This is a genomic window from Streptomyces sp. NPDC090083, assembly GCF_044747445.1.
GTDB lineage: Bacteria > Actinomycetota > Actinomycetes > Streptomycetales > Streptomycetaceae > Streptomyces.
The window spans coordinates 979090-994816 of record NZ_JBIVED010000001.1; the positions used below are offsets into that span (position 1 = coordinate 979090).

Annotated in this window: 13 protein-coding genes; 11 read left to right on the plus strand and 2 right to left on the minus strand. The window is 70.7% G+C overall.

The features are described 5' to 3' along the window. Window positions 1-92 precede the first annotated feature (92 nt). The 5 genes from ACIPTO_RS04130 to ACIPTO_RS04150 are packed head-to-tail and all read left to right on the plus strand — an operon-like array spanning window position 93 to window position 4920. Window positions 93-1100, plus strand: a complete 1008-nt coding sequence (locus tag ACIPTO_RS04130; RefSeq protein WP_366312145.1) for a substrate-binding domain-containing protein — start codon at window positions 93-95, stop codon at window positions 1098-1100. 39 nt (window positions 1101-1139) lie between these two features. After that, window positions 1140-3512: a nitrate- and nitrite sensing domain-containing protein gene (locus tag ACIPTO_RS04135; RefSeq protein WP_401189331.1), complete on the plus strand. Its 2373-nt coding sequence runs from the start codon at window positions 1140-1142 to the stop codon at window positions 3510-3512. Between the two features lie 11 nt (window positions 3513-3523). Continuing rightward, window positions 3524-3955 (plus strand): roadblock/LC7 domain-containing protein, encoded by a 432-nt coding sequence (locus ACIPTO_RS04140; protein ID WP_266773724.1) that lies wholly within the window; start codon window positions 3524-3526, stop codon window positions 3953-3955. Window position 3956: 1 nt separating this feature from the next. Beyond that, window positions 3957-4316, plus strand: a complete 360-nt coding sequence (locus ACIPTO_RS04145) for a DUF742 domain-containing protein (protein WP_366312150.1) — start codon at window positions 3957-3959, stop codon at window positions 4314-4316. Then, on the plus strand, window positions 4303-4920 hold the full coding sequence (locus ACIPTO_RS04150) for an ATP/GTP-binding protein (RefSeq protein WP_366312152.1): 618 nt from the start codon (window positions 4303-4305) through the stop codon (window positions 4918-4920). Before ACIPTO_RS04145 ends, ACIPTO_RS04150 begins: the two co-directional genes overlap by 14 nt. Here the strand turns inward: ACIPTO_RS04150 and ACIPTO_RS04155 are convergent. Then, window positions 4901-6409: a M81 family metallopeptidase gene (locus ACIPTO_RS04155; protein WP_401189334.1), complete on the minus strand. Its 1509-nt coding sequence runs from the start codon at window positions 6407-6409 to the stop codon at window positions 4901-4903. The two genes, ACIPTO_RS04150 and ACIPTO_RS04155, sit on opposite strands and share 20 nt — an antisense overlap. A 74-nt stretch (window positions 6410-6483) precedes the next feature. Further along, window positions 6484-7683, minus strand: coding sequence for an ROK family protein (locus ACIPTO_RS04160; RefSeq protein ID WP_401189336.1), 1200 nt, complete (start codon window positions 7681-7683; stop codon window positions 6484-6486). A 180-nt stretch (window positions 7684-7863) separates the two neighbouring features. On the opposite strand from ACIPTO_RS04160, the gene ACIPTO_RS04165 reads away from it, so the two are divergent. The 6 genes from ACIPTO_RS04165 to ACIPTO_RS04190 all read left to right on the plus strand — a co-directional run bounded on the left by ACIPTO_RS04165 (window position 7864) and on the right by ACIPTO_RS04190 (window position 15672). Then, the gene (locus ACIPTO_RS04165) at window positions 7864-9621 is read left to right on the plus strand and encodes a peptide ABC transporter substrate-binding protein (protein ID WP_401189338.1); all 1758 of its coding nucleotides are present in this window, start codon (window positions 7864-7866) and stop codon (window positions 9619-9621) included. A gap of 3 nt (window positions 9622-9624) precedes the next feature. Beyond that, window positions 9625-10584 carry an ABC transporter permease gene (locus ACIPTO_RS04170; RefSeq protein WP_366312160.1) on the plus strand — a complete coding sequence of 320 codons (960 nt, stop codon included), beginning with the start codon at window positions 9625-9627 and terminating at the stop codon, window positions 10582-10584. 77 nt (window positions 10585-10661) lie between these two features. Next, window positions 10662-11483, plus strand: a complete 822-nt coding sequence (locus ACIPTO_RS04175; protein ID WP_401189700.1) for an ABC transporter permease — start codon at window positions 10662-10664, stop codon at window positions 11481-11483. Beyond that, window positions 11480-13141 (plus strand): dipeptide ABC transporter ATP-binding protein, encoded by a 1662-nt coding sequence (locus ACIPTO_RS04180; protein ID WP_401189340.1) that lies wholly within the window; start codon window positions 11480-11482, stop codon window positions 13139-13141. The genes ACIPTO_RS04175 and ACIPTO_RS04180 overlap by 4 nt, the downstream gene beginning before the upstream one ends. Further along, a complete protein-coding gene (locus tag ACIPTO_RS04185; RefSeq protein WP_366312167.1) occupies window positions 13138-14073 on the plus strand; it encodes an ROK family protein in 936 nt (311 codons plus the stop codon). The genes ACIPTO_RS04180 and ACIPTO_RS04185 overlap by 4 nt, the downstream gene beginning before the upstream one ends. A 201-nt stretch (window positions 14074-14274) precedes the next feature. Further along, the gene (locus ACIPTO_RS04190) at window positions 14275-15672 is read left to right on the plus strand and encodes a glycoside hydrolase family 43 protein (protein ID WP_401189343.1); all 1398 of its coding nucleotides are present in this window, start codon (window positions 14275-14277) and stop codon (window positions 15670-15672) included. Window positions 15673-15727 lie beyond the last annotated feature (55 nt).

Here is a 15727-nt window from a genome sequence, read left to right on the forward strand (position 1 = left end):
ACGGGAGTAACCCGGTCGGCGCACCTCATACGGCTCCGGGCGCACTCTCCCCGTCCACGAGCTCGGCCGCACAGCGAGGTGCCGCACCCCCCATGACCACTCCTTCCTCACCTCATCCCTCCTCCCGTCTCATACGCGTCACGGCGCTGCCCTTCGCCGTGGCCGCGTGCGTGCTGGTCTCCGGCTGCTCCGGGACCGGGGGATCCGGCAAGGACGCGGCCGGTGCCGCGCACACCGGCCGCCTCAAACTCGCGCTGGTCACCCACGCGGGCAAGGGCGACGCCTTCTGGCTCCTGGTGAAGAAGGGCGCCGAGGCCGCCGCGGCCAAGGACGGCGTCGATCTGACCTATGCCAGCGACCCGGACGCCACCGGGCAGGCCGAGCTGGTGCGTGACTCGGTCAAGGACGGGGTCGACGGCATCGCGCTGACACTCGCCAAACCGGACGCGATGAAGGGGCCGATCAAGGAGGCCAGGGCCGCCGACATCCCGGTGGTCGGCCTCAACTCCGGGATCGCCTCATGGCAGTCGGAGGGCGTCCTGGAGTTCTTCGGCCAGGACGAGAGTGTCGCGGGCCGGGCCGTCGGTGAGAAACTGGACGCTCTCAAGGCCAAGCACGCGCTGTGTGTGATCCACGAGCGGGGCAATGTGGCCCTGGAGGCGCGCTGCGCGGGCGTGAAGAAGACGTTCACCGGCGCGACCGACATGCTCTACGTGGACGGCACCGACATGGACGCCGTGTCCGCGGGGGTCACGGACCGGCTGAAGCAGGACCCCAGCATCGACGAAGTGGTCATGATGGGAGCCGATTTCGCCCTCGCCGCGGTCAAGTCCGTGAAGGCGGCGGGCAGTAGGGCCAAGGTAGCGACCTTCGACCTCAACCAGAACCTGGTCAAGGCCGTGCAGAGCGGGGACGTGCAGTTCGCCGTCGACCAGCAGCCCTACCTCCAGGGCTACTTGGCCGTGGACTCGCTGTGGCTCTACAAGACCAACGGCAACATCAGTGGCGGCGGGGCGGCTCCCGTGCTCACCGGCCCGGCGTTCGTGACGAAGACGAACGTCGGCGCGGTCGCGAAGTTCGCGGCCAACGGAACGCGCTGACCGGACACTTCGTACGAGGATGTAGCGAGGACGACCACGATGTCTCCACGGACAGGTGCCCGGCGCCGCGTCGGTTCCATACGACTTTCCCTGATCCTGCTGGCCCTGGTCCCCAGCGTCACGCTGGCCGCGATGTGGGGCGTGACGACGACCCAGATGTTCACCGAGGGTCTACGGCTGCGCTCCCAGACGGAGTTGAGCCGCTCGACCGGCGCCATGGGCACCGAGGCCGCGCTCGCCCTCCAGAAGGAACGCAGTCTCTCGGCCGCGTGGATGGCCGACCCGCACGGCTCCCAGGCCGCGTTGGAGACCCAGCGCGCGGCGACGGACAAGGCGGTGGCCAAGCTCGTGGGCCAGTCGGGGTCGATCAAGAAGGCGCCGTCCCGCATCAAGGACCGGATGTACTCGGTCGTCGCGTCCGTGGACAGCCTGGAGTACTACCGCGACCAGGTCGACAAGCCCACCGACATCACCGCCCAGCAGGTGCTGGACCAGTACACCGCGATCATCGACGACCAGATCCAGGCGTTCCAGGAGCTGTCCCAGGTCGACGACGGCGACCTCACCTCGCAGGCCGAACCGCTCGTCGCGCTGGAGCACGGCGCCGAACTGGTCTCCCAGGAGGACGCCCAGCTGACGCTGGCCTGGCGCGCCGGGCACTTCGACGACAAGTCGTGGGAGCAGTTCGCCGAGGTCGTGCACGCGCGGCGCTGGCTGGTCCAGGACCAGATCGTCACCGCCTTCCAGGGCACCGCCAAGACGAGGATCGAGCACGTCCTGCAGAGCCCGGAGTGGAGCACCCTGGAGTCCGTGGAGGACGCGGTGCTCGCGTCCGGCACCGCGGACAACGACACGGCGGGCCAGATCGCGCTGCCCGCCGAGCAGAAGGAGTGGAACGCGGCACTGGCCGAAGTCGCCGACCAGTACACGACGTTGATCAGGCAGCAGACGTCCGGACTCCTCGACCGCAGCTCCGACAAGGCGCACAACCTGCTCGTCACCGCCGCCTCGCTGAGCGCGGGCGGACTCGCCGCCCTGCTGCTGTGCGTGGGCATGTCCTGGCGGATCACCCGCTCGCTGTCCCGCCGGCTGAGCGGTCTGAAGGCGGCCACGCTGAGCCTCGCCGAGGACCGGCTGCCCGATGTGGTGGCCCGGTTGAACCGGGGCGAGAAGATCGACGTGGAGTCGGCGACCCCGCCCCTGGACTACGGCGACGACGAACTCGGCCAGGTGGCGCAGGCGTTCAACGCGGCGCAGCGCACCGCCGTGCACACCGCGGTCGAACTCGCCGACACCCGACGGGGTTTCCAGAAGGTCATCCTCGGCATCGCCCGGCAGAGCCAGAACCTGGTCAACCTCCAGCTCACCAAGCTCGACCAGCTGGAGCGCCGCCACGACGACCCCGAGGTCCTGCGCGGCCTGTACGAACTGGACTCCACGGCGAGCCAGTTGCGCCGCTACGAGGAGAACCTCGTCGTCATCAGCGGCGAGCAGCCCCGGCGCAGCTGGACCGAGCCGGTCGCCCTGATCGACATCCTGCGCAGCGCCGTCGGTGAGGTCGCCGAGTACCAGCGGGTGGAGGTGCACACCGACGAGGAGGTGTGCCTCGCGCCGCCCGCGGTCGCCGACGTCATCCATCTGCTGGCCGAGCTGATCGACAACGCCACGGTGTACTCCCCCGCGCCGAGCCCGGTCGGGGTGCGGGCCGCGATGGTCGCCAAGGGCCTCGTCATCGAGGTCGAGGACCGCGGCCTCGGCATGTCCGACGAGGACTACGCCTCCCTCAACGCCCAGTTGACCGTGGCCCCGCAGTTCGACGTCGTCGCCCTCGCCGACGACCTCCGCCTCGGCATGTTCGTGATCGCCCGGCTCGCCACCCGGCACGGCATCGCGGTGACCCTGCGCTCCTCGCCGTACGGCGGCACGACCGCGATCGTGCTCATCCCGCACGAGATCGTCGTACCCGAACCGGTCGAGGAGTCCGCGCCGGAGGCCTCGGCCGACGCCGAGGACGGGACGGCCGGGGCGGTCGGGGCGGAGAAGGCGGCCAGGACCCCAACCACGCCCAAGGACAAGGCGGTTGACGAGCCGGACGCCGTGCGCGCCGTGCGGCCCGTCATTCCGCCGGCGCGGTCGCCCGAGCCGGCCGCGCCCGTCGACCTGGGCGGGCTCGCCCCGTTGCCGCGGCGGGTGCCGCAGACCAGTCTGGCCAGTGAGTTGCGGGAGGAGGCCGGACCGGCCGAGGAGGACGGGCAGTTGGACGACTTCACCGCGGAACGCGCGGCCTCCTCGCTGGCCGGGTTCCAGCGCGGCACGTTCCAGGCGCGAGACGCCATCGACGACGACGCGCCATCGCAGTACGACCGTGAGGAAGCCGCAGCCTCCTCGAATCCGCCCGCCGACCGCTCATGAAGGACTCCGCCATGACACGTCCCGTCCCCGCCACGCACACCCAGCTCGACCAGTTGCTCACCGGACTCGTGGACCGGGTGGCCGAGGTCAACCAGGCCGTCGTGCTGTCCGAGGACGGCCTGGTCGTCAGCAAGTCCACCGGGTTCCTGCGCGACGACGCCGAGCGGCTCGCGGCCACCGCGTCCGGGCTGATGAGCCTCAGCAAGGGCGTCAGCATGGACTTCCGGGGCGGGCCGGTGCGCCAGGCGCTGATCGAGATGGCCAACAGCTATCTGATCCTCACCTCGGCGGGTCCCGGCGCCCACCTGGTCGTGCTGACCGGTCCCGGCGCGGACGTCGGGGTCGTGGCGTACCAGATGAACATGCTGGTGAAGAAGATCGGCGAGCATCTCAGCGCCGCGCCGCGGGCCGGTGTCGGCCCCGCGGCCGGCTCCGGCGAGTGAGGTGAGCGGTGGCGACGCGGCGGGGCGGCTCGTACGGCCGTTCACGCTGACCGGTGGGAGAACCCGGCCCAGCCGCGCCGATTTCACCCTCATCACGACGGTGACCGCGGTCGAGCCGGCGCCCTTGCGCGCGCCCAGGCCGCAGCCGGAGCAGTCCCGCATCCTGCGGCTGTGCGCCGAGCCGCTGGCGGTGGCGGAGGTCGCCGCTCTTGTCGATCTTCCGGTGAGCGTGGTAGTGATCATGCTCTGCGATCTGCTGGAGGCGGGCCTGATCACGGCCCGGCCGCCGCACCCGGTCTCCCGTACCAGCCCGGACCTGGACCTGCTGCAGAAAGTGAGGGAGGGCCTTGACCGGCTCTGACACCATCGCTCCGGCACCCGCGCCGCCCGAGACGGTCAAGATCCTGATCGCGGGGGGCTTCGGCGTCGGCAAGACCACCATGGTCGGTTCGGTGAGCGAGATCGCGCCGCTGCGCACCGAGGAGCCACTGACCGTGGCGGGCCTCGCCGTCGACGACCTCGACGGCATCGAGGAGAAGCGGGCCACCACCGTGGCCCTGGACTTCGGCCGCATCACCATCGGCCAGGACCTGGTGCTCTATCTCTTCGGCACCCCGGGCCAGCAGCGCTTCTGGTTCATGTGGAACGACCTGGCCCTCGGCGCTCTCGGCGCGGTCGTCCTGATCGACGTGCGCCGCCCGAAGTCGAGCTTCGCGGCCGTCGACTTCTTCGAACGCCGGGGCATCCCGTTCGTGGTGGGCGTGAACGGCTTCTACGGCGAGCACCCGTATCCCGCGGAGGCGGTGCGCGAGGCGCTGGCCCTCCCGGAGGACGTCCGGGTGCTGCTCTGCGACGCGCGGGAGCGCGACTCGTGCCGGAACGTACTGATCGCGCTGCTCGACCAGTTGATCGAGGCGGCCGTCGAGAACGGCGGGGGCGGCGGGCTCACTCCTCAGCCCCGGTGAGCGGCTCGTTCGAGGGGGCGATGATCCGGGCCGTGAGGTCCGGGTCGGGCAGGTCCCGGTCGAAGGGGAACATGGGCCGCCGGATGCGGTGATGCCCGAGCCGTTCGAGGTCCTGGTCCACTCCGCCCGGGGTGAGGGCCATCTTCCAGTCGGCGGCCATGGCGAAGAGCTCGGGTTCGAGATAGCCGATCTTGACGAGCACCAGATCGGCGGAGCGCGGGTCCAGCTCCAGGTCGGTGAAGTCGTGTTCGTGGTGGTACGGCTTCCGCAGCCGGGTCAGGATCACGTGCACGCTGCCGACCCTGAGGACGACCTCGGTCTCCGCGTCCCGGTCGCCGTGCCGCACGGAGTGCACGACGCCGGTGAGGGTGAGCTGGCCCGCGTGCCGGTCGTCGACCTCGGCGCCCGCCGTGACGGTGACGGTGGCGCCGACTCCCGCCGCCGCTGCCGTGTCCACGGCGGCCGGTCCGGGGAGCGACGCGTAGATGACCGTAGGACCGTGTTCGTCCTTGAACTCCGGTCGTTCCAGGACGTGTTGGAGGCCCCAGGTGACGTCGCCCGCGCCGCCCGCGGTGGGGTTGTCGCCGGTGTCGCTGATGAAGTACGGGCGGGCGGTGGAGGCGAGGGCTTCGTCCAGGCAGTCGGCCAGGGTGCCGGTGGGGGCGACGAACGCGAAGTCGCGCCGCGCTTCCCAGAAGCCCCGGGCCAACTGCTCGGCGCCCGCGGCGACTTGCGGTTCCGACGGGCCGGTGACGACGACCGCCGCCCGGTTGCGGGGCTCGTCCGCCCAGGCGTAGCCGACCCAGATCGCCGCGTCGGTGACGCCTTCGGCCGCCGCCACGTCCGCCACGGCCGCGTAGACGCTCTTCGCCGGTTCGATGCGGGTGGAGGTCTGTTCGCCCGCGAGCAGGACGGGGACCGGGATCCAGGCCTTGGCCGGGCGGGAGCCGCCGCTGGACAGGAGGTCCACGAGGTTGCGGGCGGCGCGTTCCTTGGTGTCCATGGCGTCCTCGTGCGGGGCCATGCGGTAGCAGGTGATCAGGTCGCTCCGGTGGACCAGTTCGCGGGAGACGTTGCCGTGCAGGTCCATGGAGGTGGAGATCAGGGTGTCCGGGCCGACGGTGTCCCGGACGCGGGCGAGGAGGAGGGATTCGGCGTCGTCCAGTCCCTCGACGGTCATCGCGCCGTGGATGTCGTACCAGAGGCCGTCCACCGGCCCCAACTCGGCCAGGCGGGCGATGAGTTCGTCGGAGAGTTCGGTGAACGCGGCCGCCGTCACCGTGCCGCCGGGGAGGGCCTTGCCGACGAGGGCGCCCTGCCAGGTCGCGGATTCCCCGAGGGGGGTGCCGGGGGCGAGGAAGGGGTAGCGGGTGAGGACTTCCGGGCCGCGCTGGGGGTGGAAGGCGGGGGCTTCTGTGCGGGCCGGGGAGAACGTCGAGGATTCGATGCCCAGGCCGGCGATGGCGATGGTGGGGCGGGGTGTTGGCACGGGTTCTCCCAGTCGTGTGTCGTCCGCGGATTCGTTGTGGCTGGTCGCGCAGTTCCCGCGCCCCTGAAGGGGCATCACCGCGTCCCCGACTGGTCCGTGACCGTCTGGAGCGCTTGTGCCAGGGCTCTCTGCAGGGCGAACTGACCCGCGCCCACGAGCCCCGCGTCCGCGCCGAGGCTGGCGCGCTCGATCACCAGGTGCTCGGTGACCAGGGGGTGGCAGCCCTCGTAGAGCTGGCTTCGGACGGCGGCGACGAAGGGTTCCAGGGTGGAGAGGATGCCGCCCAGGTAGACGGCGTCGGGGTTGAAGAAGTTGACGTTGGCCGCGAGGACCTGGCCGAGGTAGCGGCCGGCCTGGCGGACCGCCCGGGTCGCCTCGGGGTGGGAGTCGGTGGCAAGGCGTACGACGTCCTCGGTGGAGGTCACGTCGAGGCCGCGGTCGCGCAGGATGCGGACCAGGGCGGCGCCGGAGGCGACCGTCTCCAGACAGCCGGTGTTGCCGCAGGAGCAGGGGATGTCGTGGGCGGCCTCGACGCGGACGTGGGTGATCTCGCCCGCCGCGCCGGTCCCGCCGCGGTAGAGGCGGCCGTCCGCGATGACGCCCGCGCCGATCGCCGTGCCCGTCTTGACCATGATCGACTGGCGTCGCTCGGCGGGCTGCACGGTGTGTTCGCCCACGGCCATGCAGTTGGCGTCGTTCTCGATGGCCGCCGGGACGGCGAAACGGTCCTCCAGCCAGGCCCGGACGGGGAAGCGGTTCCAGCCGGGCATGCGCGACGGGAGGGTGACGACGCCGTTCGTGACGTCGACCGGGCCCGGCAGCGAGAGTCCGACCCCGCGCAGCAGTTCCGGCCCGCGGCGCTCGGCGAGGCCCTGGAGGGTGTCGGCCAGACCCGGCAGGGCGGCCTCCGGTCCCTCGGCCGTGGGGAACGGCACGGTCGACACGTCGGTCAGGCCGCCACCGGGGAGTACGACCCCGACGTGCGCGTGTTTGCCGCCGAGTTCCGCCGCGACCGCGAAGCCGTCGCTGCCTCCCAGCCGGAGCACCTTGCGCGGCCGGCCGCCGGTGGAGGAGCGGGTGCCGTGCTCGGCGACCAGGCCGAGGGAGACCAGCTGGCCGACGGCGAGGGAGATCGTCGAGGGCGCGGCGCCGAGGAGTTCGGTGAGTTCGGTGCGGGTCGCGGCCTGGCCCGAGGCGAGAAGTTCGAGGACGTGCTCGGCCAGTGAGGAGACGCCCGAGGTGCTCTTCCGACGGTGCGCACTTTTTTCAACCATGAAGGAAGTTACTTCCGGATCGGCGAACGAGGCGACGAGCGTAAGTCACCCACGTGCCCTGTCGGCTTTTTTCAGAACGGCAGTAACAGGCTTTTTACAGACGCACGCCTGTTTCTTCGACGGTAGGGGTCGTTGACTGTCCTCACCCCCGCCTCCGTCCCTCTTTTTCCGAGGAGAACCATGTCCCCTGTTCGCTCGAGACTCCTCGCCGGTGCCTCCCTGACCACGGCCACGCTGCTGCTCGCGGGCTGTTCCGGGTCGAGCGGCACGTCGTCGTCCGGGTCCCACGACTCGATCGACTACGCGCTGCCCGCGAACTTCACCCCGAACTGGATCCTGCCGGTCGGCACCGCGGCCCACCTCAACACCAACAACATCTCCATCGCGAACTCGCTGTGGGAGCCGCTCATCGCCTACGACGGCTCGACCGGGACCATGGGCTGGAACAAGAAGGGCTCGGTGGCGACCGCCGCCGACTTCGCGGCCGACGACAAGAGCGTCACGATCACCCTCGGCGACCGGCACTGGAGCGACGGGAAGCCGATCACCTCCGCCGACGTCAAGTTCTGGTTCGACCTCATCAAGGCGAACAAGGCGCAGTGGGCGGGCTACAACCCGGGCAAGGCGCCGGACAACTGGACGTCCTTCAGGACCGTCGACACCACACACTTCACGATCACGTTCGACAAGGCCTACAACCCGCAGTGGATGCTGGCCAACGAGCTGAGCTCCATCACCCCGCTCCCCCAGCACGTCTGGGACAAGGCCGGGGACGCCAAGAAGGACTGGACGTACCTCAACAGCGCGGCGAAGAACATCAACGGCTATGCCACGAACGCCCTGTGGAAGACGATCAGCGGTCCCTACGGCGTGAAGTCCTTCTCCACGGCCGGCAAGGTCGTGCTGACCGCCAACGCGAAGTACGACGGCGGCGAGAAGCCCGGCATCCCCACCGTGAACCTCCTCCCCTTCACGACGGCGGACGCGGAGAAGAACGCGCTGCGGTCCGGGTCCGTCGACTACGGCTACATCGAGGCGACCGACCTCGACCAGAAGGCGAGCTTCACCGCCCAGGGCTACACGGTGAAGCCGTGGTCGGGCTGGGCGATCACCTACATGCCGTACAACTTCAACAACCCTTCCATGGGCGCCGTGTTCAAGCAGCTCTACGCCCGGCAGGCCGTGCAGCGCTCGATCGACCAGGCCGGTCTGTCGAAGGTCATCTTCAACGGCACGGCGGTGCCCGGATACGGGCCGGTCCCGCAGGCGCAGACCTCGTCGTTCCTGTCGGCCACGCAGAAGTCCGACCCGTACCCGTTCTCCACCTCGGCCGCCAAGTCCCTGCTCAGCGGCCACGGTTGGACCGAACAGGGCGGAGTGATGACCTGTACCGCTCCCGGCACCGGCGCCACGCAGTGCGGTGCGGGGGTCGCCCGGGGCACCAGGTTCCAGATGCAGGTGCTGTCGCAGTCCGGCTCGACGGTGACCGACAACATGATGAGCGCGATCCAGTCCTCGCTGGCGAAGACCGGCATCAAGTTCTCCATCAAGACCGCGCCGGTCAACTCCGTGCTGTCGCAGACCCCGCAGTGCACGGCCTCGCAGTCGATCTGCAAGTGGCAACTGTCCTTCTTCGGTACGGCGGGCAGCTGGTACTTCCCGGCCTTCCCGACCGGCGACTCCCTGTTCCAGTCCAAGGGCGGGGCGAACTTCGGCAACTACTACAACGCGGACGTCGACAAGCTCATCTCCGCGTCCACGACGTCGAGTTCGAACCAGGCGATCCAGGACTACAGCGCGGCCCTCGCCAAGGACCTGCCGGTGATCTGGCTGCCGGAGCCCGACTACCAGATCTCCGTGGTCAAGAACGGCCTCGGCGGCTTCTCGCAGGACCCGCTCGCCAACTTCCACCCGGCCCAGTGGAAGTGGACCGGCTGAGGCATGGACACCCTCCTGTATCTGACCCGGCGGATCGCCCAGGCACTGGTCGTCGTCCTCATCGTGACGGTCGTGGTGTTCGGTCTGCTGCACGCGCTGCCCGGGGGTCCCGCGCGCGGGATCCTCGGCCCGCAGGCCACGCCCCAGCAGATCACGCTGTTCAACCACGACCAGGGGCTCGACCGGCCGCTGCCCGTGCAGTACCTGTACTACCTGCGGCAGTTGCTGCACGGTGACCTCGGCACGTCGTACACGCTGAACGAGGCCGTGTCGCAGCTCATCGCACAACGGCTGCCGAAGACCCTGGTGCTGACCGTGCTCTCGGCGGTGGTCGGGCTGGTGCTCGCCATCCCCCTGGGCATGTGGCAGGCGGTCCGGCGGAACAAGCCCGCGGACTACGTCATCACCACGCTGAGCTTCGTGGCGTACTCGACTCCCGTGTACTTCCTGGGACTTGTGCTGGTGCTCGTCTTCACGCAGCTGCTGCGCTGGTTCCCCTCGCAGGCGCCGCAGGGGGACACGGTGGCCCAAGTCTTCGCCGATCCGGTGGCGTTGGTGCTGCCGGTGGTGACGGGGGCGGCCTCCATGGTCGCCGTGTTCAGCCGGTACATGCGGGCCTCGACGCTGGAGAACCTTTCCGAGGACTACGTCCGTACGGCTCGGGCGGGGGGTTCGCGGCAGCGGTCGGTGCTCTTCAAGCACGTGTTCCGCAACTCGCTGACGCCGGTGATCGCGATGCTGGGGTACTACGTGCCGGTGCTGTTCGGCGGAGCGCTGGTGGTCGAGCAGCTCTTCAACTACCCGGGGATGGGGCTGTTGTTCTGGAGTGCGGCCCAGTCCTCCGACTACCCGGTGCTCCTCGGCTGCGTGCTGGTCATCTCCGTGGCCACGGTGGTGGGGACGCTTCTTGCCGACGTCGTTCAGCGGATCGTGGATCCCCGAGTGAAGGCTGGTCGGACATGAGTGTGCGAAGTGCCGGCCGGCGAGGGCTGGTCGCGCCGCGCGGCGGAGCCGCGGACCGGCAGAGCGCCGCGCTCCTGATGGCTCGCTTCGCCCGCAACAGGCTTGCCGTCGGCGGGCTCGTCGTCGTCGCCCTCTTCTTCCTGTTCTGTTTCGTGGGGCCGCTCCTCCACTCCACCGATCAGATCCACACCGATCTCACGCAGGTCAACCTCCGGCCCGGCGGGGCCCACCCGCTCGGTACCGACGCCGTGGGGCACGACGAGCTGGGGCGGCTCATGTACGGCGGGAAGGTGTCGTTGCTCGTCGGGCTCGCGGCCGGGGTGCTCGCCACGGTGATCGGGACCCTGTGGGGGGCCGTCGCCGGGTACGCCGGGGGGTGGGTCGACGCGGTGATGATGCGGGTGGTCGACGCGGGGATCGCCATTCCGGCCCTCTTCATCCTGCTGGTCGTGTCCGCCATCACCACGCCGGACACCGGGGGGCTGATCCTGATCCTGGGGCTGGTGTCCTGGCTGGTGCCCTCACGGCTGGTGCGGGCGGAGACGCTGACCCTGAAGAGCCGGGACTACGTGCTGACGCTGCGGGCCATCGGCGGCTCGCACAGCCGGGCCATCACCCGGCACATCCTGCCCAACTCGGTGTCGACGATCGTCGTCGCGGCCACCTTCCAGGTCGCCGACGCGATTCTGCTCGTCGCCTACGTGTCCTATCTGGGGCTGGGAGTCCAGCCACCGGCGACCGACTGGGGCGGGATGCTCTCGGCCGGGCTGACGGCCGCCTACTCGGGGCGCTGGTGGCTGATCGTTCCACCCGGCCTCGCGATCATTCTCGTCGTGTGCGCGTTCAACGCGATCGGTGACGGGCTTCGGGACGCCTTCGACGTGAAGGGACGGGGATGAACAGCATCCTGGAGATGGAGAACCTGAGCGTCACCTTCTCCACCGAGAGCGGTGACGTGCCCGCCGTGCGCGGGGTGTCGCTGCGGGTGGAGCCCGGGGAGACACTCGCCCTCGTCGGCGAGTCCGGTTCCGGGAAGTCGACCGTGGCCCTGGCCGCGCTCGGCCTGCTGCCCGGCAACGCCCGTGCGTCCGGGGGCGTTTCGGTCGGGGGCACGGATGTCGTGGAGGCCCGCGAGGCCGAACTCGCCCGGCTGCGGGGACGTACGGCCTCGATGGTGTTCCAGGAGCCGGCCACCGCGCTCGATCCGCTGACCCGGATCGGCAGACAGATAGCGGAAGTCGTACGGAACCACCGGGACGTCTCCCGGCAGGAGGCCGCCGCCGAGGCGGTCGCCCTGCTGCGCAGGGTCGGGATACCCGAGCCCGAACGGCGGGCGTCCGCCTTTCCGTTCCAGTTGTCCGGTGGGCAGCGGCAGCGGGTCGTCATCGCGATGGCCATCGCCAACTCGCCCGGGCTGCTGGTCGCCGACGAGCCGACCACCGCGCTCGACGTCACCGTGCAGGCCGAGATCCTCGATCTGCTGCGGGCGTTGGCCGCCGACTCCAGGACCGGGGTGCTGCTCGTCACGCACAACATGGGGGTCGTCGCCGACTTCGCCGACCGGGTCGCCGTGATGCTGGAGGGCGAGGTGGTGGAGACGGGGGCGGTGGAGGACGTGCTGCTGCGGCCCACCCATGCGTACACGCGCCGGCTGCTGGCCGCCGTGCCCCGGCTGGCGGTGAGCGCTCCGGCGGATGCCGCCGTACCGGAGACCGGGGCTGCCGAGACGGCTCCCGTGGTCGAACTCCGGGACGTCAGCGTGCGGTTCGGGCGTGGGCCGCGTGCCGTGCGGGCGCTGGAGGAGGTGTCCTTGACCGTGCGGGCCGGTGAGACGGTGGGGCTCGTCGGGGAGTCCGGGTCGGGGAAGTCGACCGCGGCCCGGGTCGCTCTCGGCCTCGTCGCACCGGAGTCGGGGAGCGTCTCGCTCTTCGGGACCGATCTGCGCGGGGCGCGGGGGCGGGCCCGGCGGGCGCTGCTCGCCGGGGTCGGTGTGGTGCTGCAGGATCCGGTGGCCTCGCTGGACGCGCGGATGAGTGTCGCGGAGTGCGTGGCCGAGCCGCTGCGGGTGCACCGGCGCGGGATGGGTGCCGCCGAGCGGCGCGAGCGGGTCGCCGAGGTGCTCGAACGGGTGCGGCTGTCGAAGGAGTTGGCGCGGCGCGGGCCGCGTGAGCTGTCCGGTGGGCAGCGGCAGCGGGTGAGTCTCGCGCGGGCGCTGGTCCTCGCGCCGCGGCTGCTGGTCGCGGACGAGCCGACGAGCGCGCTGGACGTGAGCGTGCAGCGGACCGTGCTGGAGGTGATCGCCGAACTGCAGGCCGAACTCGGGTTCGCGTGTCTCTTCGTGTCGCACGACCTCGCGGTGGTGCAGCGGTTCGCGGGACGGGTCGTCGTGCTGCGGGGCGGACGGGTCGAGGAGCAGGGGCCGACGATGAGCACGCTGCTGCATCCGGAGACCGCGTACACGCGCCGGCTGATCGCCGCCGTGCCCGTGCCCGATCCGGTGCTCCAACGGGAGCGCAGGAAAAGCCGGTTGGCGCTCGGGACGGGGGCGGGCGCGTGAGCGACCCTCGCCAGGTGGTCGCCGGCGTCGACATCGGCGGCACGACCACCCAGGTCGTGCTGTGCACGCCCCGGCTCGACGTCCTGGACCGGGCGGAGGTGCCGACCCCGGCGGGCGAGGGCGGCGCCGCGATGCTCGCCGCGGCCCTCTCCGCGCTACGGCCGCTGCTGGACCGCGAGCCCGCCGCCCGGCTGGCCGGGGTGGGGGTCGGTGCCGCCGGGGTGGTGGACGCGCGGGCCGGGCGGATCCTGGTGGCGAGCGACTCCTTCCGCGGCTGGGCCGGGTTCGAGGTGACGGCCGCGGTCCAACAGGCCCTGGGCGTACCGGCGTTCCTCGACAACGACGTGAACGCGTTCCTGCGCGGCGAGGTGGCGCGGGGCGCGGTCGCCGGTGAGGCCGACGTCCTCGGGATGACGCTCGGCACGGGCGTGGGCGGCGCGCTGTGGCTGGAAGACGCCCTGTACGACGGGCCGCGCGGGGCGGCGGGCGAGATCGGGCACGTGCCCGGTTTCGGCGAACTGCCCTGCACGTGCGGCGGCCGGGGGCATCTGGAGACGCTGGCGTCGGGGCGGTCGGTCGCGGCGCGGTACGGGGAGCGGACGGGGCGCGAGCGGACCGCCCGTGAGGTCGCCGAGGCGGCCAGGGCGGGCGATCCGGACGCGCGGGCCGTGTACGCGGCGCTCGGCCGCGGTGTGGCCCGTGCGCTGCTCATCACGGCGGGGCTGCTCGATGTCACGACGTGCGTGATCGGCGGGGGTGTGGCCGGGGCGTGGGACCTGGTCGAGGCGGGTGTCCGCGAGACGCTGGCCCTGGAGCCGCCGGTGAGCGGGCATCCGGTGCGGGTGCTGCCGGCGCTGCTGGGGGGCGACGCGGTGGCGGTCGGGGCGGCGGCGCGGGCGCGGGCGGAGCTCGGGGTGGGCGTGGGCGGGTGAGGCACCGGGGGCGCTGATCCACACAGGAGGTGCTCAGGGGGCGCCTGCGTGAACGGAAAGAACCGGCCAAGCGCGGCCGTGAGATTGACGTGCACGCGCCCCCTCCTTACCTTCTGATCGGCTTACCGAACCACGTTCGGTATACCGGACGATTATTTGGACACGCAGGACTATCGGGCCGCACGTACCCCTGGAGAACCCATGGCCGTCCCTCCGCTCCCCCACCCGTCCCGCCGCCTGTTCCTCGGCATGGCCGCGACCGTCCCCCTCGCGGCCACCGGCACGCTCACGCTCGGCGCGGGCAGCGCCCGGGCAGCCGCCGACTCGGCCTACGTCATGTGCTACTTCACCGAGTCGCCGACCTTCCTGGGCGCCAACTACGGTCTGCACCTGGCCGTCAGCCCCGACGGGCTGGAGTGGACCCCGCTCAACCAGAACGCCCCCGTCGCCACCCCCACGGCAGGCTCGCTCGGCCTGCGCGACCCCTTCATCGTGCGCAAGCAGGACGGCACGTTCGTCGTCATCGCCACCGACCTCAACGGCACCGACTGGTCGTACGTCAGCCAGTACATCCACGTCTGGGACTCCACCGACCTGCGCAGCTTCACCGGCTACCGGCGGATGAAGCTGCACGACATGAACACGCACGCCTGGGCGCCGGAGTCGTTCTGGGACGCGGGGCGCGGGCAGTACGGGGTGATCTACTCGGCCGTCGACGACAGCGGCCACAACGTCATCATGGTCAACTACACCAGCGACTTCGTGACCGCCGGTGATCCTCAGGTGTTCTTCGATCCCGGCTACGACGTCATCGACGGCGACCTGGCCGTCGGCGTGAACGGGGTCAACTACCTCTACTTCAAGAAGAACTCGACGCTGGTCGGCGCGAAGTCCACGTCGCTGGACCCGGGCAGCTTCACCGAGTTCAGCACGGCGGTCTCGCACAACGGCACCGAGGCACCGGAGTTGGTCAAGTCCCTGACGTCGAGCAGCACCTGGTACCTCTGGGGCGACACCTGGGACCCCAACGGCGTCTTCTACGCCTGGCAGACCAGCAGCCTCGCCGCCGGCACCTGGACCGCCGTCGACCAGAAGCTCTACACGCAGCCGCTCAACTCCAAGCACTGCGGCATCCAGCCGATCACCGCCGCCGAGTACACCAACCTCCTGGCCAAGTGGGGCACTCCGGCCTGGAACCGCCTCAAGTCGTACAACTATCCGGCCCGTTACGTCCGCCACGCGAACTTCGTCGGGCGGATCGACGAGTACGCCTTCGACCCGTACACCGACTCGCAGTGGACGCTGGTGCCGGGTCTGGCCGACTCGGCCGGAGTGTCCTTCCAGTCGGTGAACTACCCGACCCGCTATCTGCGGCACTACGACTACGCGCTCCGGCTCGACGTGAACGACGGCACGTCGACGTTCGCCGGGGACGCCACGTTCTACCGGACCGCCGGGCTCGCGGACTCGGCCTGGTCGTCGTTCCGGTCGTACAACAACCCGACCCGCTACATCCGGCACTCGAACTACGTCCTGCGCATCGACCCGGTCTCCACGGCGACGGACCAGCAGGACGCCACCTTCCGCGTCGGCTACTGAGGGCCGGCCGCGTGATCCGCACAGCACGACGCGGGTGCCTCCCGGAGAAACGGAG